A 25,401-nucleotide genomic window follows, 5' to 3' on the forward strand; every position below is an offset into this window, starting at 1 on the left:
GTGGATCAGGGATCCACCGGCCTTCTACCTGTCATTCAGCTGGGATGTTACTTCACGACGACCGTCACGTAGGTCACGGCCGAGGATCCGGCGTAGGTCACGCGGCCCACGTAGGAGCCGGCGGCGAGGCCGGTCCAGGTGAGCGTGACGGCACCCGTGCTGCCGTTCGCCAGGGCGAGCGGGTTAGGGGTCAGCGTCGCATTGTTCTCCGTGCCGCTGAGGACCGCCGCATCGATGGTGCCTGCGGTCGGCCGGTTGTCCGTGCTGCCGTACAGGTTGGCGATGATCCGGTACTTGCCGGGTGCCGGCTTCTCGAGCGTGATCGTCTCGCTGGCATCCGCGGTCGCCACCTGGGTGACGGTGCCTGCCGGCGTGATCAGGAACATGTCGAAGTCGGCGGTCGGGTCACTCGAGAGGACCGAGAACCTCGCGATCGGGGCGCCTGCGGGGACGGTGACGTCCTTGACGGCGTTGGAGGCGTTGTTCGCGTTGGCCAGGCCACCGGGGACCAGGTTGATCGCCGTCGAGTCCGCCTTGGCGAGGCCCTGGAGCGTCATCTGGATCGGGGTGTTGGTGCCCGAGGTGACGTCGAAGGTGCCGCTGCCGTCAGGACCCGCGGAGGTGAAGGCTGCCTCGGCCGGAGCCTTGACGGCCTGCGGGCGGACGGCCACCGGGGAGGTGACGGTCTTGCCCTGGCCGGACCAGGTCAGGGACCCGGCTGCGAACTTGCCGAACGGTGCGCTCTCGTTCTCGAAGGTGACCTTGAAGGTGCGCTTCTCGCCGGGTGCACTGAAGTTCAGGACCGACGGCGTGACGGTGACCTTGACTCCGGGGACGTTCGCGGTCGCACGGTAGAGGCCGGGGGTGACGGCCGTGACCGTGCGGGTGACCTCGATGCGTCCCGTCAGGTTGCCGAGGCCGAAGGACGGCACGTTGGTGTCCTTCGTGGCGACCGGCTCGACGCCGGCTATGCCGAGCTCGACACCGGTGCCCGCGATGAAGCTGAGGTAGTCCTCCACGGTCTGGTCGTAGACCAGTCCGGGGCTGAGGACGGTTGCCGGGTTGATGTGGCCGGCGCCCACCGCGAGGACGTCGGTCTCGACGCCGCCCGTGGCGGTCTTCAGTGGGTAGGCGGTGGTCATCATCGCCGACTTCACGGTGGCCGGGGACCAGGCGGGGTTCTTGCCGAGGACCAGCGCGGCGAAGCCCGCGACGTGAGGCGAGGCCATCGAGGTTCCGGAGAGGAACCCGAACTGCGCCCCCTTGGAACCGACCGTGGAGACGCCCGCGAGGACGGCGACGCCCGGAGCCGTGATGTCCGGCTTCAGCAGGTCGGACCCGGTGGCCAGCAGGGGGCCGCGCGAGGAGAAGCCTGCGATCTGCGGTGTGGGAGGCAGGGGCTTGCCCGTGGTGTCCGTGGGCTGCAGGGCGACGGTGATCGACGGGTTGGCCGCGACCTTCGCCTTGAGCTCGAGGGCCTCGGGCGCGTTGACGTGGACCGTCGGCACCACGTGCTGGTCGGTGTCCGTCGAGGAATCGACGAGGTTGACGAGGATCATGCCCACGCCTCCGGTACGGAGCACCTCGGCGCTCTTCGCGGTGCGGTCGACGACGCCGCGGTCACAGACCACGATCTTGCCGGCGACCTTCGCCGGGTCCAGGGTGTTGGGGCCGCACAGGTTAGGGCTCGCCGCGCCTGCCGCCGCCGCGTTCACGGCGAGGACGACCGGGGTGGCGGGCACACCGGCGCGCATGATCGACGCGCCGCGGTACTTGGTGCCGTCCGAGAATTCGGCGGTGCCCTGCAGCTCGTAGTTGAAGGTGCTCGCGGCGACCGTGGTCATCCACGGGGCGCCGTGGTTCACGGTGCTGGCGGTGGGGCCGGAGTTGCCGGCGGACGCGGCGACGAAGATGCCCGCCGAGGTGGCCGAGAGGAAGGCGAGGGACACGGGGTCCGTCGTCGTCGTCGTGCTGCCCGAGATCGAGTAGTTCAGCACGTCCACGCCGTCGAGGATGGCCTGGTTGATGGCATCGACCGATGCCGAGGAGTAGCAGCCGCCCGTGTTGGGGTCGGTGTCCTCCCAGCAGGTCTTGTAGACGGAGATCTTCGCCTCGGGGGCGACCCCGGAGGAGACACCGAAGTTCCGGCCGTCGACGGTCTGGGTGACGCCTGCGTTGCCCGCGGCGGTGCTCGCCGTGTGCGTGCCGTGGTTGTCGATGTCCACCGGGGAGAGGACTTCCTCGGGCGCGCGGTTCGCGGCGGGCACGCTCGCGATGAAGGCCTCGTCGAAGTACTGCGCGGAGACGACCTTCGAGTTGCAGAGGCTGCCGTCGAAGCCCTGGCCGACCTCGCAGTCACCGACGAACGTGCTCCCATCGGCCTTCAGCATGGCGATCCTGCCGTCGGCGTCGCGGTAGGGCTCACCCACCTTGGGCTTGGAGTTGCCGGGGAGCGGCTTGACGGGCTTACCGGCGAAGAAGGGGTTGTCGGGGGCGTAGCCGGTGTCGATGACGCCGACGACCGTTCCCTTGCCCGCGTTCTTCTCGCCGCCGAACTGGGTCTTCCAGGCTCCCTTGTTGCCGTTGAGACCGAGGAAGTCGATGGTGGAGTAGTCCGGGGCGTTCTCCACGTCCGGTGCGACCATGAGGACCTCGTCGCTCTTGGCGAGCTCGATGGCCTGGTCGGCGCTGAGATCCGCCGCGAAGCCGTTGATGGCCGCCGTGTAGGCGCGGTCGATCTCGACGCTCTCCGCGGTGGCGACCTCCTGCTGCTTGGTCTCGAGGAACTTCGAGTACTGCTGGACGTTCGGCGCCTGGGCGTCGAGCTTCTTGCCCGGCTGCGGCTTCGTCGGGGCGATGCCCTGCACGCCGCCCGTGTAGGTGGCGATCGGCTTGTCGGCGAGTACCACGATGTACTTGCCGGCCGGGTACTGCGCCGGATCCAGACTCTTGGCGGGCGCCTTCTGCGGCGTCACTGACGTCGCCGGAGCCGGCGCTGCGAAGGCAGCCGGCGCCACCGCCGTTGATGAGACCAGTAGCGGCAGACCCAGAACGATCGCCGCGGCGGCGCGCATGCTGGTGCGCCCCTGCCCGGCTATTCTCCGTTGTGTCATAGGAAGGTAGTGCCTCTCGTGAAAGTACGGGCCGGCCGAAGCCGTTCCCCCGATGCCGTGGTCTCCCGTATGGGACCCCACCCCTGTGATGACGCTCACAGACGCCACAGCGAGCACAAACTTACCCGAGGCAACACACCCTGAACAGTGACCTTCGGCCGTGTTTCCCAGAATTCACACAGGATATTTACCAGGAGGCGAACAGGTGATAATAGGAGAATGCCCGCTGACCTCCTGACCCGTCTCGCGCAGGCGGAATGGCAGGACCGCGAACGGCGGCACCACGAGCGGGTGGCCCGCTTCGCGGAGCCCTACCTGGAGCGGCGGTCGCGGGGGGCCAAACATCCGGTGGAGGACTTCCTCTTCACCTACTACACGCAGAAGCCGGGCCAGCTCATGCGCTGGCACCCGGGGGCCGCCGTCGTGCTGGCGGGACCGGCCGCTGCGGAGCGCACCGGCTGGAAGTACTACGCCGCCGTCGACGACGGGGTCCGGGTCGACGCGCAGCGCTTCGCGGTCGAGCGGCGCGACGCCGTCGACTTCGCCCGGTTGATCCTCGCCCGGACCGCGGCGCGGCCCGCGCAGTTCGGTTGCTTCGGGCTCCACGAGTGGGCGATGGCATACCGGTCTGCGGTCAACGGGGTCCGCCACGAATATCTGCAACTGCGCCTCGGGGCGGACGGCACCGACGGCGTCGTCGACTCCGCGCGGATCCGCTGCACCCACTTCGACGCCTTCCGTTTCTACACCCCGGAGGCGGTGCCCCTGAACGAGCTCACGCCCACGCGCCGGACGCAGCGGGACCTCGAACAACCGGGCTGCCTCCACGCCAACATGGACCTGTACAAATGGGCGTACAAGCTCACGCCGCTGCTGCCCAGCGAGATCGTCATGGACTGCTTCGAACTGTCCTGGCGGATCCGGACCATGGACATGCGGGCCTCCCCGTACGACCTCGCGGACTGGGGCTACACGCCGATCGCGATCGAGACGGCCGAGGGCAAGGCGGAGTACGTCCGGCTGCAGCGCAGCTTCGCCGAGGAGTCGCAGGCGCTCCGGGCGCGGCTCCTCGGGCTGCTCGACGACGCGCTGGATGCTCCCTAGCCGCGCCGCCCGGGACGCCTCGCCGTCGTCCCGCGTTGATCTATCGCCAGCCGTTACGCTGGGGAGCCAGCCGAAGGGGACGCCATGACCAGCACCGATCCGAGGCCTGCAGCGGGCCGTGCACGCAGGGCCGCCCGGCGCGCCCTGGTTCCGCTCGTGGCGCTCACCCTCGCCCTCTCCGCCTGCAGCGAGAGCGGCCCGCCAGACGAACCCGACGAACAGGAGACCGCCGTGCAGTCCCCCACCCCCTCGCCCGCGCCGGACGACAGCGCCACCCCCGGCCCGGCGCCCTCCGGCGCGCCCTCCGCTCCACCGGCGTCCGCTCCACCGGCGTCGGCGACTCCGCCGGCGGCCTCGACGAACGCCCTGCTGACCATCTCCGTCCGGCAGGATGCGTCCTCGGACCCCGTCCAGTACGTGCTCGAGTGCGTCGACGGCGTCCCCGGGCCTGCCTCCACCCATCCCAACGCCGACGCCGCGTGCGCGACCCTCACGCGGATCGGCGCCGCGTTCTTCACGGCTCGCCCGAACAAGGACGTGCTCTGCACCCAGCAGTACGCGGGTCCGCAGACGGCGAGCATCACCGGGGAGATCGACGGGACCCCGGTGGTGGGATCCTTCGCGTTGACGGACGGCTGCGAGATCTCGCGCTGGAACAGTCTGACGGATCTCCTGGGCGCGCCCGGGGCGCAGTAGAGCCGGCGGACGCTGCGACGGGATCGGCCGCCCGCCGGACCGGGCAACCTCAGCGCAGCACCTCGACGAGGGCGACCCAGGAGAACAGGATGCCTCCGACGATCGCGAGGACGCATCCGGCAGCGAGCCAGGCGAGACCGGTCGCGGGCGCGCCGAGGAGCAGGAGGACGGCGCCGACCGCGAAGGGGCCGAGGGGAAGCGCCCCTGCAACGATCTTCCCGGCGCGCTCCGAAGGCTTCCGGCCGCTCTCGGCGGCGACGAGGCGGACGGCGTGCACCTCGAGAGCGAGCACGACCACCAGTGCGGCGAGGACCTCGAGGCCGTGGGCCCAGGCGGTCTGACCGGGAACGAGTCCGATCGCGCCGACCACGATCGCAAGAGTGAGGGTGCCGATCGAGGCGGCGGCGCGGGCCGGCAGTGCCGGCGACGCCACGATCGCGGAGATGTTGACCGACATCGCCACGATCAGCAGGCCGGCGAGCGCCGCGGTCGCCCCGACCATGGCGACGTTGAAGTCGGTCCACGCCTCGAGGGACTCCGCCATGACGGGCATCCTACGGGACCGGAGCGCTGCGGGCCGAACAGGCGCGCACCGAAAGCCGGGCGCCGGACGGGGGCTCAGGGAATGCCCGGTAGACTTGGACCGCAAGCTCGCGGAGCGCCGGTATCAACCCTGATGCGGCGTGAGACGGCACTTCCGGGCTACTGCATTTAATGCTGGAACCCCCAGCACTTGCCGCTCACGCACAGGAGTTGCCGGATGCCCCGGATCGTTGTCGACGTCATGCCCAAGCCCGAGATCCTCGACCCCCAGGGTAAGGCGATCGCCGGAGCACTCCCCCGGATCGGGCTCACCGGCTTCGCCGGCGTCCGCCAGGGCAAGCGCTTCGAACTGACCGTGGACGGTGACGTCACGGAGGAGGTCCTCGAGCAGGCCCGCCATGCCGCCGCCACGCTGCTGTCCAACCCGGTCATCGAGGACGTCACCCGCGTGGAGGTTCTCGAGGAGGACGGCCAGTGACCCTCGAGACCCCGCTCATCGGCGGCCCCCAGCCCGTCGCCGGCCGCGAGGACAGGGCGCTCGACGGCGTGAGGGTCGGCGTCGTCACGTTCCCCGGCTCGCTCGACGACCGCGACGCCGTCCGCGCCGTCCGCCTCGCCGGCGGCAGCGCCACCCAGCTGTGGCACGGCGACCACGACCTGCAGGGCGTCGACGCCGTCATCATCCCCGGCGGCTTCTCCTACGGCGACTACCTCCGTGCCGGCGCCATCTCCCGCTTCGCGCCGCTCATGGAGCAGATCACCGCGGCGGCCTCGGGCGGGGCGGATGCCCTCCCCGTGCTCGGCGTCTGCAACGGCTTCCAGGTCCTGACCGAGGCGCACCTGCTGCCCGGGTCCATGATCAAGAACAACTCCCTGCACTTCATCTGCCGCGACCAGCGCCTGCGCGTCGAGAACGCCGGCACCTCCTGGACCTCGGACTACGCGGACGGCGAGGAGATCGTCATCCCGCTCAAGAACCAGGACGGGCAGTTCGTCGCCGACAACCGCACCCTGGACGAGCTCGAGGGCGAGGGTCGTGTGGTCTTCCGCTACGTCGACGGCAACCCCAACGGCTCTCGCCGCGACATCGCCGGCATCTCGAACAGCGCGGGTAACGTCGTCGGGCTCATGCCGCACCCCGAGCACGCCGTCGAGGCGGGCTTCGGCCCGGACTCCTCGGCCCGCGGCGCCGTCGAGGTCCGCGGTGGAACCGACGGGCTCGGCATCTTCACCTCGGTACTCAAGAAACTGGTGGGCTAAGTGACTGCAGGAACAACGTCCCGTGCGTTCAACATCGACACCGTCGCGAATGCGGAGGCCACCCCCGGCCAGGCGCTCCCCTGGGCGGAGCTCGGGCTCAAGGAGAACGAGTACCGGCGCGTCGAGGAGATCCTCGGGCGCAGGCCCACCGGCGCCGAGCTCGCCATGTACTCGGTGATGTGGAGCGAGCACTGCTCCTACAAGTCCTCCAAGGTGCACCTGCGCCAGTTCGGCGAGAAGGTCACCGACGCCATGAAGAAGCACCTCCTCGTCGGGATCGGTGAGAACGCCGGCGTCGTCGACATCGGGGACGGCTGGGCCGTGACCTTCAAGGTGGAGAGCCACAACCACCCGTCCTTCGTGGAGCCCTACCAGGGCGCGGCCACCGGTGTGGGCGGGATCGTCCGCGACATCATCTCCATGGGCGCCCGCCCGGTCGCCGTCATGGACCCGCTGCGCTTCGGGGCGATCGACCACCCGGACACCGCCCGCCTCGTGCACGGGATCGTCGCGGGCATCGGTGGCTACGGGAACTCCCTCGGGCTGCCGAACGTCGGCGGTGAGGTGGTCTTCGACGCCGTCTACCAGGGCAACCCGCTGGTCAACGCCCTCGCGGTCGGCGTGCTGCGGCACGAGGACATCCGCCTCGCCAACGCGTCCGGCGCGGGCAACAGGGTGGTCCTCTTCGGTGCCCGCACCGGCGGCGACGGCATCGGCGGTGCCTCCGTGCTGGCCTCCGAGTCCTTCGACTCCTCGAAGCCGTCCAAGCGTCCCGCCGTCCAGGTGGGCGACCCGTTCGCCGAGAAGGTGCTCATCGAGTGCTGCCTCGAACTGTTCAAGGCGTCCGTGGTCGAGGGCATCCAGGACCTCGGCGCGGCAGGCATCTCCTGCGCGACGTCGGAACTCGCGTCCAACGGCGACGGCGGCATGCACGTGGAACTCACCAACGTGCTGCTCCGCGACCCCTCGCTCACCCCCGGCGAGATCCTGATGTCGGAGTCGCAGGAACGCATGATGGCGGTCGTGACGCCCGCGAACGTGGAGGCGTTCGAGGCCATCATGGACAAGTGGGCCGTGGAGTACTCCTGGCTGGGCGAGGTCACCGACACCGGCCGGCTCATCATCGAATGGGACGGCGAGAAGATCGTCGACGTCGACCCCCGCACCGTCGCCCATGAGGGCCCCGTCTACGAGCGCCCGTACCACCGGCCCGAATGGCTCGACGGCGTCCAGGCCGATGCCTTCACCGCCTCCGCTGCCGCCGAACGGCCCGCCGACCTGCGCGAGGCCGTCCTGGAGCTCATGGCCTCACCCAACATGTGTGCGAAGAACTGGGTGACCGACCAGTTCGACCGCTACGTCCAGGGCAACACGGCGCTGGCCATGCCCGACGACGCCGGCGTGGTCCGGGTCGACGAGGAGACCGGCCTCGGCGTCGCCATCTCCACCGATGCGAACGGCCGCTACTCCTACCTCGACCCCTACGAGGGGGCGCGCCTGGCGCTCGCCGAGGCGTACCGGAACGTGGCGACGTCGGGTGCCGAGCCGCTCGCCGTCACCGACTGCCTGAACTTCGGCTCCCCCGAGGACCCCGAGGTCATGTGGCAGTTCGCCGAGACCGTCCGCGGCCTCGCCGACGCCTGCCAGGAGCTCGGCGTGCCCGTGACCGGCGGCAATGTCTCGCTGTACAACCAGACCGGCGGCGTCGCCATCCACCCCACCCCTGTGGTGGGCGTGCTCGGCGTGTTCGATGACGTCGCGCGGCGCACGCCGTCGGGCTGGCGGGAGGACGGACAGGCCATCTACCTGCTGGGGACGACGGCGGACGAGCTGGACGGCTCCGAGTGGGCCAACCTGCGCGGGCACCTCGGCGGGCAGCCGCCGGCACTGGACCTCGCGGCCGAGAAGACGCTCGCGGCGATCCTCGTCAACTGCTCGCGGGACGGCATGATCGACGGCGCCCACGACCTCTCCGAGGGGGGCCTCGCGGCCGGGCTGAGCGAGATGGCGCTGCGCTTCGGCGTCGGCGCGCGGATCGGGCTCGACGAGCTGTGCGAACGCGACGGCGTCGACGCATTCACCGCGCTGTTCAGCGAGAGCCAGGCCCGCGCCGTCGTCAGCGTCCCCCGCTCCGAGGAGGTCCGCTTCAACGACATGTGCACGGCGCGGAACTTCCCCACCATCCGGATCGGCGTGGTGGACACGGAGAACCAGGCGTTGGACGTGCAGGGCTACTTCACCCTGCCGCTGGACCGGCTGCGCGAAGCCCACGAGGGGACGCTGCCGAGGCACTTCGGCTGACCCCGGCTCCGGCGGGACCCGGTGTCCCGCCGGCGGGGTTCCTCGACCGGACGCAGATGCGGGAGTCGCAGCCCGCGGTGGACGTCAGGCGGTCTTCGGCATCGCCGTGACGACGACGTTCTTCCCCCACGGGTCCTCGGTGTAACAGCTGATGAGGACCACGCGGTTCGGGACGATGTTCCAGATGTCGCTGTCCTTCAGCGTGTCCTTGTCATGGGTCGTCACCGAGTCGACGACGTAGGTGAGGTCGCCCGTCCCGACGGTGAGCGTGAACTCGGCACCCACCAGGGTTTCGTCGCTCAACGCGTTGAACGGTGCGTCCCTGCCGTCCCAGCTGTGGCCTGCGATGTAGGTGGTGTTGACCGATCCGGCGCCGGGGATCCCGTAGGACGTCAACCAGTAGGCGTCGATGGTGAGCGGAGGGACGAGGGTCTGCGCGGCGAGGTCCGCCTCGCTCGGCGTGAGCGGCAGGACCGCCATGTCGATCCCCGCTGTGGGGAAGGACAGTCCGATGGGCTCGGCTGCGGCCGGGCCGGGCGCCGGGGTGGACGCCGCGGGTGCGGGGGCAGCCGCTGCTGCAGACGGCGACGACGGCACGGGGGTCGCGACGGCCGACGGCGTGCTCGACGACGCCGGGGGCATGACCGAGACGGCGATGGCGAGCCCTGCGGCAGCGACGAGGGGCAGCGCCGCCCAGCGCTTCGCAAGCGAGCGGCGCGGCTGCGGCTGTGGGGCCGTCTGCGCGGGAGCACCCGGCCGGCCCGGGGCTACGTCGGGCATCCGGGGCTGGTCCATGGCTGCGCTGTCCTGAGCTCGAAATGGATGATGCGCCGGTCCGGCCCCGGGGCAACGGTCCTTCGACCACTACCCCGGGGCCGGATCGGCCGGCCTCTAGCGCTGTGCGCGCTCGAGACGACGCATGCGGGCGGCGGTGGCCGCCGGAACCGCGACCCCCACGGCCAGCAGCGCCGCGATGAGGGCCACGGCGGCGCTGTTGTCCTCGGTCGCGACGGCGGTCTGGACGTTCAGGCCCTTGTTCGTGCCGGTCGGTGCGGGGACGACGGCGCTGGGAGCGGCCGGAGGAGCCGGCACTGCGACCGGGGCCGCCGGCACGGCGACCGGAGCCGGGCCCACCGGAGTGATCCCCGGGCCGGCCGGATCGACGCCGATCGCTTCGGCGTCACACGCCGCGAGGAACGCCTCGAACAGGGCGAGGATCTCGTTCGCCTGGTCCACCTCCATGTCGAGCTGTGCGAGGAGGTCGGATGCTGCGCCGTCTGCGTCGACGAAAGCTTCCTCCGCTGCCTGAACCTCGTCGGTGTAGGTCACCTCGTCGTAAGCGGCCGCGGCGAGCTCGACGAGACTCTGGGCCTCGACGACGGCCGGGTCCTCCAGATCTCCCTGAGCAAGCAGGACCGCAGCTTCGTAGTCCTCCTCGGCCCTTATGAGGGCGGCTTCGGCGTCCACTGCGACCTGCGACGTCAGAGCAGCTTGAGTGACTGCCTCGAGGTTCGCCGCAGCGTCCACGACCGCCGCCGTCGCCAGCTCGAACTGGGTGACGAAGCGGAGATCGACACCGGCGAGACCGAGAGCCGCGTTGAACTGCGCAGAAGCCTGCAGGCACGCCGCGTCACCGGGTGCGGCCGCCGCCATCGGAGCTCCGAAGAACAGGCCACCGGCGAGGAGGGTGGCCGTCGAACCGGCGGCAACCCACGTATTGGTACTGATCATGTCTGTGCGTCTCCTGGACACGTAGTTTCCCCCGGGCCATCCCCGACGGCGCAGCTTGCGGCCCCACACGCAAGCAGCGCCCTCGGAGAGGGCGCTGCGAACAAGATCGCCATGATCCGCTGATCGTTTCGGGGCAGGAGCCCCAGCATCCTGTGAATTACCCGAACGATCGCTGTATGCATCAACCTAGAGCTGTTGTGTGACGTAAGCAATGAGATGAGGCCATCAAGCAGGGTCACGCTTTGGCATCGATCAGCGTGTTCGACGGAGGCATGGCGTTGTGCGGCTTCGCAGGCAGGGCCGCTGCGGCGGATGCCGGCCCCGGGGCGGCATCCGCCGCTCAGGCGAAGTGCGCCTTCGCGATCAGCCCGTGCACACCGACCGTCCGGTCGACGACCTGCGACACCGCGAAATCCGCCGCCGCGGAGAGGTACGCGTAGGCCACCGCGCGGTCCATGCCGCGATCATGCTGCAGGAAGTCGAGCGCGTTGATGATGGCACGGCGCATGGCGACGTTCAGGTCGCCCGAGACGCCCCCACCGGCCAGCCCGTCCGGATCGGACAGGCCGATCGGGATCCAGGCTTCCTTCGTCTCGGCGAACGGGTAGGAGTACGCGACCGAGGGAGCGTCGCCGGAGCCGGGTTTGCACACCGTCAGCCGGAACGTCCCGCGCAGCGAGCCCTCCATCGCGGTGAGCGCCACCTCGCCGTCGCCCATGCCCATGTGCGGATCGCCGACGTAGAAGAGGGCTCCCGGGGCCTTCACCGGGAGGTAGAAGGTGGATCCCGTGCCGAGGTGACGGATGTCGATGTTCCCTCCGCCGAGCGTCGGCGGCACGGAGTTCGCCTCGGGCGACGTGAGGCCGTCGGCCTCCGCGAAGGCGACGCCCATCATCCCCATGAACGGCCGCAGCGGGAATCGCACCGTCAGGTCACCGCTGGTCATCACGCCCTTGCCCTTCTCGATCCGCGTGAACACCGAGACGTTGCCGTAGTCCGACGGGATGCCCGATGCGCGGTTGTCCGTGGCCACCGGCGGCATGACCTCGTCGATGGTGATCCCGGCCGGGGGCATGGGCCCCGGCTGCACCGCGAGGCCGCCCTTCCCGTGCCGGCTGGAGACCACGCCGTAGGGGACGCGGGGAACCACCTCGAGCGTCTCGATCTTGAGCACATCGCCCGGTTCGGCGCCCTCGACGGCGATGGGGCCGGTGACGACGTGCGGGCCGTCGACGTCGAAGCGGCGTTCCGTCCGACGGTAACCGGCGGCGATGTCGACGGCGTCCTCCAGGACCGACGACCGGCCGACGCCGAGCGCGCCGAAGTACTCCACCGGGTCGCGCCCCTGGTCCTCGAGGATCCCCTCGTGCGAGAGGGCGTCGATGGTGACCGTCCGGCCGGACCGCATCGTCATGACGGGTGCCGCATTCACTGTGGGCACATAGCCCCAGAGGACCTCGTCGGGTGTGGAGGAGAGGTAATGGTCGCCGCGCATCCGTCCGCGTCCCGGCTGCAGGATGTCGAGGGGCGCCTTCCCCGCGGATCCCTTGCCCGGCGCGTAAGGGGCCTTGCCCTGTGCCCCCGCGTCGTGCCCAGCTCCGGGGCCGGTGGCGATCGCAGCAGGCGCTCCGGCCACCGATGCGGCCGAGAGCGCGCCCAGGGCAGCGACCACTCCCATGAAATTCCGCCTGCCCAATCCGTCCGTCAACACCTCGGCAGCTTCCTGCCCTCCTACGTCAGCCATGCTGGATCCTCTCGGGTCGTGGAGTTTCCCAAGCTAGCGTCGGGGCGTTACGGGCCCGTTTCGGATCCGATACGGCAGGAAGTCCGTTGCAGCAGGCACACGACGGACGAGGGCGAGGGACCGACGTCAGGGTGCGCCGGGTGGCTAGGAACCCGCGAGCCCGTGAGCTGCCTTCACGTACCGCGACAGGACGTACCGCTGGGTCAGCCTGGTCACCGGCGCAGCGAGCCGGTAGACGAGGCTCGCCGGCACGCTGTAGGCGGAGCAGATGAAGAGCAGCCGGTTGTCGGCTGTCAGCTCCGCGTAGAACCCCTCCTCGCCGCGCACCGGGTGGCCGGGCAGCGTCCCGTAGCCGAACCCGCCGCGCTGGCCCGGGACCGCCCTGCCCGCGCCGTCGAGCTGCGGCGCCCGCGACCAGATGACCCTGCACGGGGCCTTGATCCGTGCGGGGCCGACGCCGAATCCGGAGACGACGCGGGCGCCGGGAACGGCCCGCACGGCGTCGGACTCCATGGTGAGACCGGCTCCGCGGTGCAGCTCCCAGGCCAGGATGCCCTCGGTGAGGGCGATGAAGGCGGCCGAAGGATCCCCGGTCTCGATCTCGTGGGTTTCCACCATCACGGTGTAGCCGCCGGGCCAGCCGCCCTCGAGGGACTCGGGGAACGGCCTGTCCGTCGCGCCGCGCTCCTCGTACGTGAACTGTTCCATGCGTGCCTCTTCCCTCGATGCCTCGCCGCCAGGGCTCCCTGGTGAACGGGTCCGGTCCCAACCTAGTGGACCGGAAACGGACCGGCGGGCGCAGATGGACGAGCAATGGCAGGATAGAGGTCCAGACCGGCCCGGACGCGCCTGTGACGTCCGCCCCGCCGATCGACAAGGGAGGCGGGAGCACCATGACACCAGGGACGGGCACACCAGGCAGGGACGCGGCGGACAAGGCGTCCGACGCCGCGGAGGACGCCGCGAACTCCAAGGGCTTCGAGGTCGCGGCCCGTGCGGGCTACGTGGCCGCCGGGATCCTCCACATCCTGATCGGCCTCATAGCCCTCGGCCTGGCGCGCGGCGGCTCCGGTGAGGCCGACCAGAGCGGAGCGATCGGGCAGCTGGCCGGCAGCCCCGGCGGCACGGCCCTCCTGTGGTTCTGCTTCATCGGATGCATCGCCCTCGCCCTGTTCCAGTTCAGCGAGGTGTTCTTCGGCGCGAAGGGACGCCAGGGCAAGGACAAGCTCAAGGTGCAGGCCAAGAGCGGCGGACAGGCCGTGGTGTACGCGGCGATCGGCGTCACCTTCGGCCGGTACGCGCTCGGCGGCTCCAGCGACAGCAGCAGCAGTGCGAGTTCGCTGAGCGCCACCCTCATGTCCAATCCGGTCGGGGCCGCGCTCCTGCTCGCGGTCGGCATCGGCATCCTCGCCGTCGGCGGGTACTTCGTCTACAGCGGGGCCACCAAACACTTCCGCAAGAACCTCGCCGGCCTCCCCCCGGGACGCGCCGGCACCGCCGTCGTCGTCCTCGGCGTCGTGGGGTACATCGCCAAGGGCTTCGCCCTCGGGGTCCTCGGCGTCCTCGTCATCGTCGCCACCCTCACGAACAACCCCGAGCAGTCCACCGGGCTCGACGGCGCCCTGAAGTCCCTGCGGGACCAGCCCTTCGGCGTCTGGCTGCTCGGCGCCGTGGCCCTGGGCCTCGTGGCCTACGGCGTCTTCATGGGGGTGCGGTCGAAGTACCAGCGCATGTAGGCGTCAGAGGCCGAGCGCCGGGGCCTCCATCGCGGGGCACGTGTCCATGACGACGTCGAGCCCGGCCTCCGCCGCACGGCGGGCGGCGTCCTCGTCAATCACGCCCAGCTGCAGCCACACCGCCTTCGCGCCCACGGCGATCGCCTGGTCCACGACGGCTCCCACCCGGGACGAGTTCACGAAACAGTCGACGACGTCGATCGGGCCGGGGATGTCCGCCAGGCGCGTGTATCCCTGCTGGCCGTGGACGTCGTCGCCCTTGAGACTCACGGGGATGATCTCCATCCCCAGGCCGTCCTTGAGGAACTGCGACACCCCGACGGCGACGCGCCGCGGGTTGTTCGACAGGCCCACCACCGCCCACCGGCCGTGCTCGGTGAGGAGCCTCCTGATGACCTGCGGATCGTTCTGGTGTGCCACGACGCCTCCCGGGGGTGTCCTGCGATTGTTACCTCGTTTGTTACACGCCCCATTTTGCTCCCACGGGACCCCGGGCGTTTCATAGGAGTGACCATCCCGAGCGGCTGAGAGACCTGGATCAGTGAAGCCGCAGCAACCCTGGTCGTCCGCATCCCCCTGATGCCGGACGATATCGAGGTCCGAGCCACGGGAACCACCGGAGACGGTGGCGAAGGCTCGGTCCGTAGGGTGCTACCGCCAGGACCGATGGAGACACCATGACCGCAGTTCTGGCACCCGGCAGCACCCAGTCCCACCGCAAACAGGCCCTCGGCGTCCGCTTCGCCGGGCTCGGGCGTAGTTTCGGCCCGTCCGCGAACCGCCGCACCGTCCTCCGGGACGTCACCGTGGACGTGGAACCCGGCGAGATCCTCGCCATCCTCGGCACGAGCGGCTGCGGCAAGTCCACCCTCCTGCGTGCCGCCGCCGGACTCGACATCCCCGACAGCGGGCAGGTCCTGATCGATGGCACCCCCGTGACGGGCATCGACGAGCGCTGCGCCGTCGCCTTCCAGGAACCCCGGCTGCTGCCGTGGCACACCCTGCAGGCCAATGTGGCGATCGGGCTCCCGAAGTCCTCCAGTGCCAGTGCCGGCAAGGCGAAGGTCCTCGAGCTGCTGAAGCTCGTGGGACTCGACACCTTCGCCAAGCACCGCCCGCGCGAGGTCTCGGGAGGCATGGCCCAGCGGACGTCGCTCGCACGCGCCCTGGCCCGCAACCCCGGCGTCCTCCTCCTCGACGAGCCCTTCGGCGCACTCGACGCCCTCACCCGCATCCGCATGCAGGACCTCCTGCTGGACATCCACCGCGCGCAGCCCACCACGGTGCTGCTGGTCACGCACGACGTCGACGAGGCCCTCCAGCTCGCCGACCGGGTCCTCGTGCTCGGCCGCGGGGACGGGAACGGGCCTGAGGGTTCCACCGTCGCCGAACTCGTCACCGTGCCCGGTGACCGACCGAGGGACCGGAATTCAGCGGACCTCGGGGCACTGCGCAGCACCCTGCTGTCGATGCTCGGCGTCACCGGGCACTGAGCCCGCCTTCCCGCCCTCCCCGCAGCGCCGTCGTACCGCGCTGCCTCCCTGCCTACCCACTTTCCATACCCTCCACCGAAGGACCACCATGAACCGCCGCGCCCTCCTGCCGACCCTCGCCCTCGCCACCGCCCTCTCGCTCAGCCTCAGCGGCTGCCTGGCGGGAGAGAACGCCTCCGACACGCAGGCCGCCGACGGCGGAGCCACCCAGGGCGGTGAGCTCAACATCGACTTTGCCACCTACAACCCGCTGAGCCTCGTCATCAAGGAGCAGGGCTGGCTCGAGGGGGAACTCGCCGACCAGGACATCACCGTCAACTGGGTGCAGTCCGCCGGGTCGAACAAGGCCAACGAGGCACTGCGCGCCGGGGCGATCGACGTCGGCTCCACCGCCGGGTCCGCCGCGCTGCTCGCCCGCTCCAACGGCTCCCCGATCAAGGCCATCGACATCTACTCGCAGCCCGAGTGGGCGGCCCTCGTCACGCTCCCCGACTCCGGTATCACGAGCGTCGAGGACCTGCGCGGCAAGTCCATCGCGGCGACCCGCGGGACGGACCCGTACTTCTTCCTCCTGCAGGCGCTCGAGGCCGCGGGCGTGGACCAGTCCGAGGTCACGATCGAGAACCTGCAGCACGCCGACGGCCGGGCTGCGCTCGCCAGCGGCGCCGTGGACGCCTGGTCCGGCCTGGACCCGATCATGGCCGCCGCCGAGCAGGACGGCGCGGAGCTCTTCTTCCGCGACATCGACTTCAACACCTACGGCTTCCTCAACGCCACCGAGGACTTCCTCACGGAGAAGCCGGACGTCGCCCAGACCGTGGTAAACGCCTACGAGAAGGCACGGGAATGGGCGAAGGAGAATCCCGAGGAGACGGCCGCCATCCTCGCCGAGGTCGCCGCGATCGACCCGACGATCGCCGAGTCGGTCATCATCGACCGCACGAACCTCGACGTCGATCCCGCCCCGGGCGACGCCCAGCGCAGCGTCCTGGAGAAGATCGGCCCCGTGTTCGTGGAGACCGGTGACGTGCAGAGCCAGGAGCAGATCGACGAAGCACTCGACTCCCTGTTCGACGCCTCGCTCGTCGAGAACGCCGATCCGGCATCCGTCGGCTCCGATTCATGAGTGCCGACTATCTGACCGGGGGCAGCGCGGTTCCCATCACCAGGGACGGATTCTCCGCGGCAGGATCACCGCTGGGAGGCCCCGAGGCACAGAACGACGCGGGGCGGGGCAGGGCGGTCCGGCGTACCGGCGTCATCCTGCTCGGGCTCATCGTCCCGGCACTGATCCTGCTGGCCTGGCACCTCAGCACGGCGTCGGGCTTCTTCCGCCCGTCGCAGCTCCCCTCGCCGGCGTCGGTCCTCGCGGCCGCCGTCGACCTCATCGAGCGCGGCCAGCTCGCCACCCACATCCTGATCTCCACCCAGCGCGTGGTCCTCGGCTTCGTCATCGGATCCCTGCTCGGCGTGGTGGCCGGCGCCCTGCTGGGCCTCTCCCGCCTCGCCGACGTCCTGCTCACCCCGACCGTGGGAGCCCTGCGCGCCGTCCCGTCCCTGGCGTGGGTCCCGCTCCTCGTGCTGTGGATCGGCATCAACGAGGACTCGAAGGTCACGTTGATCAGCATCGGCGCCTTCTTCCCCGTCTTCACCACGCTCTACCTCGGCCTGCGGCACGTCGACCGCAACCTCGTCGAGGCCGCCCGGGCGTTCGGGCTCAACGGCATCCGCCTGCTCACGACGGTACAGTTGCCCGCCGTCGTGCCCGCCCTGTTCTCGGGCCTCCGGCTGGCGCTCGCGCAGTCCTGGCTGTTCCTCGTGGCCGCCGAGCTCATCGCTTCGTCCATGGGCCTGGGCTTCCTGCTCACGGACTCCCAGCAGACGGGCCGGGTGGACCGCATCATCCTCGCGATCATCCTGCTGGCCGTGATCGGCAAGACGACGGACGCGCTCCTCGGCGTCGCCGAACGCTGGGCGGTGCGTCGGTGGGCGTGAGCACGGTGAGTGCAGGCACGGCAGGCACAGGCACGGCGACGGGGGCGGGCGCCATGGCCCAGGAGGAGGCCGAGCGCCTCGCGTTCTGGGCGGAGCAGGCAGCCAGGCTCGAGTGGGAGGCACCGTGGCACACCGTGCACTCCTTCGACCGGGCGGAGCCGCAGAGGGACGGGACGCTGAGCATCCCCGCCATCGAGTGGTTCGCCGGCGGCACCCTGAACGTCGCCGTGAACTGCGTGGACCGGCATGTCCGGGCCGGCCGCGGCGATCGTGTGGCCCTCCACTTCGAGGGTGAGCCCGGGGACCGCCGCACCGTCACCTACGCGGACCTGCAGGACGAGGTGTCGCGGGCCGCGAATGCGCTGCTGGCACTGGGCATCGGACCGGGTGACCGGGTGGTCGTCTACCTGCCGGTCCTCGTCGAGACGGTGGTCGTCACGCTCGCCTGCGCGCGGATCGGCGCCGTGCACTCGCTGGTCTTCGGAGGGTTCTCCGCGGAGGCGCTCCGCTTCCGTGTGGAGGACACAGGCGCCAAGCTCCTGGTCACCACCGACGGCCAGTTCCGGCGGGGCGTCGCCGTGTCCGTGAAGGACAACGCCGACGCCGCGGTGGCCGGGGACAACAGCATCGAGCACGTCCTGGTGGTCCGCCGCACGGGGTCGGACATCAGCTGGACGGAGGGCCGCGACGTGTGGTGGCACGACGTCGTCGACACCGCCTCACAGCACCACGAGCCGGAGGCGTTCGACGCCGAGACGCCGCTGTTCATCATGTACACGTCCGGGACCACAGGAAAGCCCAAAGGCCTGGTGCACACCTCGGGCGGGTACCTCACGCAGGCGTCCTGGAGTTTCGAGCACCTCTTCAGCAACCCCGACCCTGCCCTGCGGGAGCGGGACGTCCACTGGTGCACCGCCGATCTCGCGTGGGTCACCGCGCACACCTACGAGCTGTACGGGCCGCTCTCCAACGGCGCCACGCAGGTCCTCTACGAGGGCACGCCGAACACGCCCCATCCGGGACGCCACCTCGAGGTCATCGAACGCTACGGCGTCACGAGCTACTACACGGCGCCCACCCTGGTCCGCTCGCTCATGGGGTGGTTCCCGGACGGCGTCCCCGCCTCCCACGACCTCTCGAGCATCCGCGTGCTGGGCACGGTCGGCGAGGCGGTCAACCCCGAGGCGTGGCGCTGGTTCCGCCGGAACCTCGGCCGCAACGAGGTGCCCGTCGTCGACACCTGGTGGCAGTCCGAGACCGGCGCCACGGTGCTCTCCCCCAGCCCCACCGACGCGGACTTCAAGCCGGGCTGCGCTGCCCGCGCACTGCCCGGGGTCAGCACGCGCATCGTCGACGAGGAGGGCCACCCCGTCCCGCCGGGCGTGCAGGGCCTGATCGTGGTGGACCGTCACGGCCCGGCCATGGCGCGCACCGTCTGGGGAGACCCGCAGCGGTATCTCGACTCCTACTGGCGGAGGTTCGCCGCGCAGGGCTGGTTCCTGGCCGGCGACGGCGCCCGGTACGACGACGATGGTGACACCTGGATCCTGGGCCGCGTGGACGACGTCATCAACGTCTCGGGTCATCGCCTGTCCACGATCGAGATCGAATCGGCGCTCGTGGCCCATCCCCTCGTCACCGAAGCCGGCGCATGCCCCGTGCCCGATCCCCTGACGGGCCATGCCATCGCGGCCTTCGTGGTCCTCGCCGCGGGTGCGGATCCGGACACGGACGTCACCTCGACGCTCCGCGCCCACGTCGCGGCGGCGATCGGACCGATCGCGCGGCCGTCCGCCGTCGTCGTCGTGCCCGATGTGCCGAAGACGCGCTCCGGCAAGATCATGCGCCGTCTGCTGACGCAGCTCTACGAGGGGTCGCCGCTCGGGGACACCACGTCCCTGCAGAACGAGGGGTGCATCGCGGGGATCCAGGACGTGCTGTCCCGCCGCTGACGCACCGTCCGGGAGCGGTCATTAAAAGAAGGAAGCGGCAGGGCCCCGTCCAAGCACCTGCCGCTTCCCGCGCGTGGTTCGTTCCGGTGTCAGCCAGCAACCCGGACGAAGGAGGCTCCCGGGAGGTCGGAGAGGGAGTGCTGCATGGTGAGGTTCGCCCCGTTCATGCCGCTGCTGATGACCTGGCCGCCGCCGGCGTAGATCGCGACGTGGCCGCCGGTGACGACGAGGTCACCCGGGGCGGGAGATGCCACCGTGGAGCCGAACTGCAGGAACTGCGAGGGGCCGAGATCGCCGACGGGGATCCCTGCGGCGCGCAGTGCCTTCTCCGCGAGGATGGTGCAGTCCTGGACGGCACCGGATGCGAGCTGGGACCGGGCGGAGGCCAGGAGGGTGCCCGCGGTACCACCGGAGGCTGCGACCGGGGTGATCTTGGCGGAGGCCAGGTACACGCCGGAGCCGGGAGCCGTGGAGGCGGGAGCAGGGGCGACGGCCGCGGTCTGCTGAACCGGCGCCGCGGCCTGCTGGACAGGCGCAGCAGGAGCCACGACGGCCGCTGGCGCAGCCTGGGGAGCGGCCACGGGCACCGAGACCGTCCGGGCCGGGGCCGGGGCCGCAGCGGCGCCGCCCGTCGGGATGGTGATGGTGTCGCCCGGGAAGATGATCGATGCGACGGACAGGCCGTTCGCCGTGAGGACCGCGGTCAGGTCCACGCCGTAGCGTGCCGAGACGGCGCCCAGCGTGTCACCCGGGACGACGGTGTGCGTCGTCGGGGAGGCGACCGCTGTCTGCGCGGCGGGGGCAGCCTGTGCTGCGGGGGCTGCAACGACCGCGGGGGTCGTCGTCGCGCCCTGCTCGGTGTACTCACCGGCATGGGCGGTGCCCACGGCGCCGAGCGCGAGGCCCGAGGTGACGGCGGCGATGGCGACGGGGCGGCCTACGGCGGTGGTGTGGGCCCTGGCGGCGCGGGACAGGCCCTGCAGCGCGAGACTGCCGTCGACGTCGGCACGGTGGCGCGCTGAAGAAATGTTTCGTGACATGGTTCTATACCTCTCCCATGCCTGCGGGGTGAGCTGTCGGGCTCGGATGGGAGTCACCCGGCCGCGAACATCACCCATGGGTGATGTGGTGCGACTTAACCCCGAGGGCGCCTGCAGGGTCTCCTGCGCGCCCGGTGGAACTAGTGGTTCCCCCGTCCCTGCCTTTCGTGGTTGCGAACGAGTCCGGGACGACGGCAGGGCTCGGCATTCCGTCCAGGAGCGCCCCACGGTCGCGGAAGCACATGTTGACCATACCCAACAGCAGTCACTTCTGTCACATTAGAGTAACGGGGGGTGAAGTGCTCCTCAGCCGCGCAGTGCCCGCCAGCGACGGAGGGCGAAGACCGTCCCGGCTGCACTGAGCGAGAGCAGCACCGCCTGCTGGATGTAGAACCAGTCCGTGGCCGCCGTTCCAAGGCCGCCGAGGGCCACCAGGATGCTGCTGGCCAGCGTGAGCGTCAGCGCGGCTCCGACGTACCAGAGCGTCTGCCACAGCTTGCGGTCCTGCGCCCGGCTTGCCGATCTCCATTCCTCCATCCCTCCAGCCTAGGTCGCCGCAACCCCTGCCTCACACGGGGACACATGGTTTGGTTCTGCACCGGCCCGGTGTCAGACTCGATCCGACCATCCCGAGCGGCTGAGAGATCTGGCTCACTGACGCCGCAGCAACCCTGGCCTCCGCGTAGCGCGGCGGCATGAGGGTGCTACTGCCAGAACGATGGAGGAACCCATGAGTGCAGCCACAGCAGCCTTCGGCATCGACGTCGCCCCCGAAATTCCCCTCGCAGCATCCGAACCCAGCAAGGCAGGTGCCTGATGGCAGAACGTTCCTTCGGTTTCCGCACGCGTGCACTCCACGCCGGCGGCACTCCCGACGCCACCCACGGGGCCCGGGCCGTCCCCATCTACCAGACGACCTCGTTCGTGTTCAAGGACACCAACGACGCCGCGAACCTCTTCGCCCTGCAGAAGTACGGCAACATCTACTCGCGGATCGGCAATCCGACGGTCGCGGCGTTCGAGGAGCGCATCGCCTCCCTCGAGGGCGGGATCGGGGCCGTGGCGACGGCGTCGGGCATGAGCGCGGAGTTCATCACCTTCGCGGCGCTCTGCCAGGCCGGGGACCACATCGTCGCCGCCTCCCAGCTGTACGGCGGCACGGTTACCCAGCTCGACGTCACCCTACGCCGGTTCGGCATCGAGACCACCTTCGTCCCCGGGACGGACCCCGCGGACTACGCGGCCGCCCTCCGGGACAACACCAAGGCGGTCTACGCCGAGGTGATCGCGAACCCCTCCGGCGAGATCGCCGACCTCGCAGGCCTCGCGAAGGTCGCCCACGACGCCGGCATCCCGTTCATCGTCGACTCCACGCTGAGCACGCCCTACCTGGTGCGCCCCATCGAGCACGGCGCGGACATCGTCATCCATTCGGCCACCAAATTCATCGGCGGGCACGGCACCACGCTCGGCGGCGTGATCGTGGAGAGCGGCCGCTTCGACTGGGGCAACGGCAAATTCCCCATGATGACCGAACCCGTGCCCTCCTATGGCAACATCCAGTGGTGGGCGAACTTCGGGGAATACGGGTTCCTGACCAAGCTGCGCACCGAGCAGCTCCGCGACATCGGGCCCTCCCTCTCGCCGATGTCCGCGTTCCAGCTCCTCCAGGGGGTCGAGACCCTCGCGCAGCGCCTGGACGAACACCTCGAGAACGCCCTGGCCGTCGCGGAGTGGCTGCAGGCCGACCCGCGGGTGGAGTACGTCAACTACGCCGGGCTCCCCACCCACGCGCATCATGAGCGGGCGAAGACCTACCTTCCGCAGGGCCCCGGCTCCGTGTTCAGCTTCGGCATCAGGGGCGGGCGCAAGGCGGGACAGAAGTTCATCGAGTCCCTGCAGCTCGCCTCGCACCTCGCGAACGTGGGCGACTCCCGCACCCTCGTGATCCATCCGGGCTCGACGACGCACCAGCAGCTCTCGGCCGAGCAGCTCGCAGCGGCGGGCGTCCCCGAGGACCTCGTGCGCATCTCCGTGGGCCTGGAGGACCTCGAGGACATCCTCTGGGACCTGGACCAGGCCCTGGACATCGCGGTGAACGCCGCCGACGCCTCCTTCGAGGACCTGCCGCAGGAAGCGGCCGGAGAGAACGACGACGACGCATCGGCGACGCGGGCAGTGGGAGTGGGAGCATGAGCGGCGGCACCGGCAACGCGACACCTGGACGGACCTGGGAAGGGCCGACGGCGCCCGAACGGCTGAACCTGCTGAGGCACGCTCGGTCGGTCGCGATCGTCGGGGCCTCGGACAAGCCCTCGCGGGCGTCCTACTTCGTGGCGACCTACCTGCAGTCCTCCTCCCCCTACCGCCTGTACTTCGTCAACCCGGTGGCGAAGGAGATCCTCGGCCGGCCGGCCTATGCATCGCTGAAGGACCTGCCCGAGGTGCCCGACGTCGTCGATGTGTTCCGCAAGCACGACGACCTGCCCTCGGTGCTGCAGGAGACGCTCGACGTCGGCGCGAAGACGCTCTGGCTGCAGCTGGGATCGTGGCACGAGGACGTCGCACGCGAGGCCGAAGCGGCCGGCCTGGACGTGGTGATGGACCGGTGCCTCAAGATCGAGCACGCGCGCTTCCACGGCGGGCTCAACCTCGCCGGCTTCAACACCGGCGTCATCTCCTCGAAGCGGCAGATCACCTCCTAGCGGAGGGCCGGGACCTCCGGCGGATCCGTCCGGTCGGGTTGCCCGGCAGCGGGCCCATCCGCGGCGGGGTGCACTGCGGGGTGTACTGCTGCGGCCACATCCGTGGCGGACTCGGACTCGGACGCCCACGGCTCCGCGACGGGTTCCACCGCCGCTCCGGAGGTCCCCGCGGACGGGACATGCCCAGGACCGCCGCCGGGCGCGAGGAGCCAGGCCCTGCTGGGCGGCGCGGAGATCGCCCGTGCCTCTGCGGACGAGCTGCCCTCAGCCTGCGGATCGGCCCCAGGACCGACCGGAGTCTCCACCCGCGCCTGCCGCGGCTGCCGGATCTCGTGACCCTGACCGTTCGCCGTTCCATTCCCGGAGACCTGGCCGTCCGCCGTCCCGGTCCCGGGCACCGGATCGCCCGACCTCCCGTTCCCGAGGACCGGGGTCCCTGGACCGTGGCCTCCCCCACCGTGACTTCGGGGCACCGCGCGGCGCTCGGGCCCGGGCGCGGATCCGGTCGGTGCCACGGGTGACGCCGCAGGGGGTGGGACAGCGGCAGGGGGAGCCGCACCGGGGGGCGCCTGACGGGCAGGAGGGACTGCCGCGGGTGCGACCGCGGCAGGTGTCGGAACGGCAGGTGTCGGAACGGCAGGTGTCGGAACGGCAGGTGTCGGAACGGCAGCAGCCGGCACAGCCCGTACGGGAACGGACGGCGCGGCCCCCACCGGGACGGACGGCGCCGTGTCCACCGGAACGAGCGGCGCGGCCTCCGCCACGGACGGACCGGCGCCTGCCGCGGAGGGACCGGTATCGGCCGCCCTGTCCGCCTCTCCTGCAGCCGACGGCGCTGGGACCGGCTCCACGAGCGAGCGGGCCGGGGTGCCCGTGGACGGGGCGACGACGCCGTGACCCCCGCCGTCGTCCTGCCCCGCCCGTGCGTCGGGAAGGGGGTCCGCCCGGTCGGCACTCTCCCGGACGCTGAAGCGCGCCACCGACTCCACGGCCTCGGTGAGGCCGTCCGTGAGGCGGAAGGTGCCGGCCGCGACGCCGGACATGCCGACGCCCATGGACACGGCCAGCGCACCGCCGATGAAGGTGATGCGCCGCTTGGTGCGGCGGTCGGACGGAGCCTTGCCGCCGTCGGCCATCAGCTGGGCGAGCTCGGCGGTGACCTCCGGCGCGGGGCCCGCGCCGAGCTCCCCGATGGCCTCCAGGGCACGCACGAGGGCGGGCTCCTCGGCGATGCCGGCCTCGTCGAGGAGATGCAGCACGACGTCCGGCGACGGCGTCTCACGTCCAGTCATAGCGCTTCCGATTCATTGGGTCGAACAAGTTCCTTCAGCTTGAGCAGCCCCCGCCGCTGCAGCTGCTTGACCGATCCTGTCGACCTCCCGAGGATTTCCGCGACCTGGTCGATCGGCAGCTCGGCGACGATGCGCAGGAGGATGACGTCGCGCTGTTCGGCGCTGAGCTGCTCGAGCAATTCCCCTGCACCGCCGGCGTCGAGGGTGCCGAGCACCACCGCCTCCGCGGAGTCGGTGGTCCGGGTGTCGCCGTCGGCCTCGTAACCCACCAGGACCGGCGCCCGTGTCCTCTTCCGCACCTCGTCCACATGGCGCGCATGGGCGACGGAGAAGGTGAACGTGCGCAGCCCCGGCAGCCCTCCGGTGACCGAGTCCAGCCGGGAGAAGACCGCGAGGAAGACTTCCTGGGTGAGGGCCTCCGGGTCCTCCGACCTGCGCCCCACGAAGTACCCCAGGACAGCTGGGCCCAGCGCCTGATAGATCAGCGACAGCGCCGCCGGCTCCCCCGCCTGCGCGCGGCTCAGCGCATCATCAGGCAGCGTTGAGACCACGTTTCATCGAGTCCTTGTTCGGGTGGGACGGCGTCACCATGGTAACCGTCGCCTCCCGGCCGGGGCGGAGCCCCTTCGTCCACGTGCACAAAAGGCCGCACCGAGGCCCGTTGGGGGATAAGCCTCGGTGCGGCACTTCCATTGG

Annotated in this window: 23 protein-coding genes and 2 riboswitches; of the genes, 12 read left to right on the forward strand and 11 right to left on the reverse strand. The window is 70.5% G+C overall.

Annotated elements, in window-relative coordinates:
• Nucleotides 1-47: 47 nt before the first annotated feature.
• Nucleotides 48-3,074, reverse strand: coding sequence for a S8 family peptidase (locus CXQ92_RS08210; protein WP_104167112.1), 3,027 nt, complete (start codon nucleotides 3,072-3,074; stop codon nucleotides 48-50).
• A 258-nt stretch (nucleotides 3,075-3,332) separates the two neighbouring features.
• On the opposite strand from CXQ92_RS08210, the gene CXQ92_RS08215 reads away from it, so the two are divergent.
• Entirely contained in the window at nucleotides 3,333-4,217 is an 885-nt protein-coding gene (locus CXQ92_RS08215; RefSeq protein ID WP_104167114.1) for a 3-methyladenine DNA glycosylase, read from the forward strand.
• A gap of 84 nt (nucleotides 4,218-4,301) precedes the next feature.
• Nucleotides 4,302-4,913: an SSI family serine proteinase inhibitor gene (locus tag CXQ92_RS08220; RefSeq protein WP_104167116.1), complete on the forward strand. Its 612-nt coding sequence runs from the start codon at nucleotides 4,302-4,304 to the stop codon at nucleotides 4,911-4,913.
• Between the two features lie 49 nt (nucleotides 4,914-4,962).
• Here CXQ92_RS08220 and CXQ92_RS08225 read toward each other — a convergent pair whose 3' ends face one another.
• Nucleotides 4,963-5,457 (reverse strand): hypothetical protein, encoded by a 495-nt coding sequence (locus CXQ92_RS08225; protein WP_104167118.1) that lies wholly within the window; start codon nucleotides 5,455-5,457, stop codon nucleotides 4,963-4,965.
• Nucleotides 5,458-5,673: 216 nt separating this feature from the next.
• Here CXQ92_RS08225 and purS point away from each other — a divergent pair, with 216 nt between their 5' ends.
• From purS to purL, 3 genes are read left to right on the forward strand one after another with little or no spacing between them, the layout of a single operon-like run.
• Nucleotides 5,674-5,934, forward strand: a complete 261-nt coding sequence (gene purS, locus CXQ92_RS08230) for a phosphoribosylformylglycinamidine synthase subunit PurS (RefSeq protein WP_104167120.1) — start codon at nucleotides 5,674-5,676, stop codon at nucleotides 5,932-5,934.
• 17 nt (nucleotides 5,935-5,951) lie between these two features.
• Complete coding sequence (gene purQ / locus CXQ92_RS08235; protein ID WP_258069913.1) at nucleotides 5,952-6,716, forward strand: phosphoribosylformylglycinamidine synthase subunit PurQ; 765 nt, start codon at nucleotides 5,952-5,954, stop codon at nucleotides 6,714-6,716.
• Nucleotides 6,717-9,017: a phosphoribosylformylglycinamidine synthase subunit PurL gene (gene purL, locus CXQ92_RS08240; RefSeq protein ID WP_104167124.1), complete on the forward strand. Its 2,301-nt coding sequence runs from the start codon at nucleotides 6,717-6,719 to the stop codon at nucleotides 9,015-9,017.
• Nucleotides 9,018-9,101: 84 nt separating this feature from the next.
• Here the strand turns inward: purL and CXQ92_RS08245 are convergent, their stop codons facing one another.
• From CXQ92_RS08245 to CXQ92_RS08260, 4 genes are all read right to left on the reverse strand, one after another.
• Nucleotides 9,102-9,812: a class F sortase gene (locus CXQ92_RS08245; protein WP_258069818.1), complete on the reverse strand. Its 711-nt coding sequence runs from the start codon at nucleotides 9,810-9,812 to the stop codon at nucleotides 9,102-9,104.
• A gap of 96 nt (nucleotides 9,813-9,908) precedes the next feature.
• Nucleotides 9,909-10,748 carry a hypothetical protein gene (locus tag CXQ92_RS08250; protein WP_104167126.1) on the reverse strand — a complete coding sequence of 280 codons (840 nt, stop codon included), beginning with the start codon at nucleotides 10,746-10,748 and terminating at the stop codon, nucleotides 9,909-9,911.
• A gap of 340 nt (nucleotides 10,749-11,088) precedes the next feature.
• Nucleotides 11,089-12,492: an acetamidase/formamidase family protein gene (locus CXQ92_RS08255; RefSeq protein WP_104167128.1), complete on the reverse strand. Its 1,404-nt coding sequence runs from the start codon at nucleotides 12,490-12,492 to the stop codon at nucleotides 11,089-11,091.
• Between the two features lie 144 nt (nucleotides 12,493-12,636).
• Nucleotides 12,637-13,200 carry a DUF1990 family protein gene (locus CXQ92_RS08260; protein WP_104167130.1) on the reverse strand — a complete coding sequence of 188 codons (564 nt, stop codon included), beginning with the start codon at nucleotides 13,198-13,200 and terminating at the stop codon, nucleotides 12,637-12,639.
• A gap of 185 nt (nucleotides 13,201-13,385) precedes the next feature.
• Here CXQ92_RS08260 and CXQ92_RS08265 point away from each other — a divergent pair, with 185 nt between their 5' ends.
• Nucleotides 13,386-14,228 carry a DUF1206 domain-containing protein gene (locus CXQ92_RS08265; RefSeq protein ID WP_104168155.1) on the forward strand — a complete coding sequence of 281 codons (843 nt, stop codon included), beginning with the start codon at nucleotides 13,386-13,388 and terminating at the stop codon, nucleotides 14,226-14,228.
• A 3-nt stretch (nucleotides 14,229-14,231) separates the two neighbouring features.
• On the opposite strand, the gene CXQ92_RS08270 is transcribed toward CXQ92_RS08265, so the two are convergent.
• On the reverse strand, nucleotides 14,232-14,648 hold the full coding sequence (locus CXQ92_RS08270) for a CoA-binding protein (RefSeq protein WP_104167132.1): 417 nt from the start codon (nucleotides 14,646-14,648) through the stop codon (nucleotides 14,232-14,234).
• 257 nt (nucleotides 14,649-14,905) lie between these two features.
• Here CXQ92_RS08270 and CXQ92_RS08275 point away from each other — a divergent pair, with 257 nt between their 5' ends.
• From CXQ92_RS08275 to acs, 4 genes are all read left to right on the forward strand, one after another.
• Nucleotides 14,906-15,721, forward strand: a complete 816-nt coding sequence (locus tag CXQ92_RS08275; RefSeq protein WP_104167134.1) for an ABC transporter ATP-binding protein — start codon at nucleotides 14,906-14,908, stop codon at nucleotides 15,719-15,721.
• 88 nt (nucleotides 15,722-15,809) lie between these two features.
• Entirely contained in the window at nucleotides 15,810-16,847 is a 1,038-nt protein-coding gene (locus CXQ92_RS08280; RefSeq protein WP_104167135.1) for an aliphatic sulfonate ABC transporter substrate-binding protein, read from the forward strand.
• Nucleotides 16,844-17,716: an ABC transporter permease gene (locus CXQ92_RS08285; protein ID WP_104167137.1), complete on the forward strand. Its 873-nt coding sequence runs from the start codon at nucleotides 16,844-16,846 to the stop codon at nucleotides 17,714-17,716. Before CXQ92_RS08280 ends, CXQ92_RS08285 begins: the two co-directional genes overlap by 4 nt.
• Nucleotides 17,717-17,769: 53 nt before the next feature.
• Nucleotides 17,770-19,668 carry an acetate--CoA ligase gene (acs, locus tag CXQ92_RS08290; RefSeq protein WP_104168156.1) on the forward strand — a complete coding sequence of 633 codons (1,899 nt, stop codon included), beginning with the start codon at nucleotides 17,770-17,772 and terminating at the stop codon, nucleotides 19,666-19,668.
• Nucleotides 19,669-19,757: 89 nt separating this feature from the next.
• Here the strand turns inward: acs and CXQ92_RS08295 are convergent, their stop codons facing one another.
• A complete protein-coding gene (locus CXQ92_RS08295; RefSeq protein ID WP_104167139.1) occupies nucleotides 19,758-20,708 on the reverse strand; it encodes a LysM domain-containing protein in 951 nt (316 codons plus the stop codon).
• 3 nt (nucleotides 20,709-20,711) lie between these two features.
• A riboswitch (cyclic di-AMP (ydaO/yuaA leader) is annotated at nucleotides 20,712-20,907 on the reverse strand.
• A gap of 107 nt (nucleotides 20,908-21,014) precedes the next feature.
• Nucleotides 21,015-21,245, reverse strand: coding sequence for a hypothetical protein (locus CXQ92_RS08300; protein ID WP_104167141.1), 231 nt, complete (start codon nucleotides 21,243-21,245; stop codon nucleotides 21,015-21,017).
• An 84-nt stretch (nucleotides 21,246-21,329) separates the two neighbouring features.
• A riboswitch (SAM riboswitch) is annotated at nucleotides 21,330-21,433 on the forward strand.
• A 91-nt stretch (nucleotides 21,434-21,524) separates the two neighbouring features.
• Between CXQ92_RS08300 and CXQ92_RS08305 the strand changes: the two genes are divergently transcribed.
• Together CXQ92_RS08305 and CXQ92_RS08310 are read left to right on the forward strand one after the other, a co-directional pair.
• Nucleotides 21,525-22,904 carry an O-acetylhomoserine aminocarboxypropyltransferase/cysteine synthase family protein gene (locus CXQ92_RS08305; RefSeq protein WP_104167143.1) on the forward strand — a complete coding sequence of 460 codons (1,380 nt, stop codon included), beginning with the start codon at nucleotides 21,525-21,527 and terminating at the stop codon, nucleotides 22,902-22,904.
• Nucleotides 22,901-23,413: a CoA-binding protein gene (locus tag CXQ92_RS08310; protein ID WP_104167145.1), complete on the forward strand. Its 513-nt coding sequence runs from the start codon at nucleotides 22,901-22,903 to the stop codon at nucleotides 23,411-23,413. Before CXQ92_RS08305 ends, CXQ92_RS08310 begins: the two co-directional genes overlap by 4 nt.
• Here CXQ92_RS08310 and CXQ92_RS08315 read toward each other — a convergent pair.
• Both CXQ92_RS08315 and CXQ92_RS08320 read right to left on the reverse strand, forming a co-directional pair.
• Nucleotides 23,410-24,705: a hypothetical protein gene (locus CXQ92_RS08315; protein ID WP_104167147.1), complete on the reverse strand. Its 1,296-nt coding sequence runs from the start codon at nucleotides 24,703-24,705 to the stop codon at nucleotides 23,410-23,412. The genes CXQ92_RS08310 and CXQ92_RS08315 overlap by 4 nt on opposite strands.
• Complete coding sequence (locus tag CXQ92_RS08320; protein ID WP_104167149.1) at nucleotides 24,702-25,256, reverse strand: RNA polymerase sigma factor; 555 nt, start codon at nucleotides 25,254-25,256, stop codon at nucleotides 24,702-24,704. Before CXQ92_RS08320 ends, CXQ92_RS08315 begins: the two co-directional genes overlap by 4 nt.
• Between the last annotated feature and the right edge of the window lie 145 nt (nucleotides 25,257-25,401).

Source organism: Arthrobacter sp. SX1312, assembly GCF_002929295.1.
GTDB lineage: Bacteria > Actinomycetota > Actinomycetes > Actinomycetales > Micrococcaceae > Arthrobacter_D.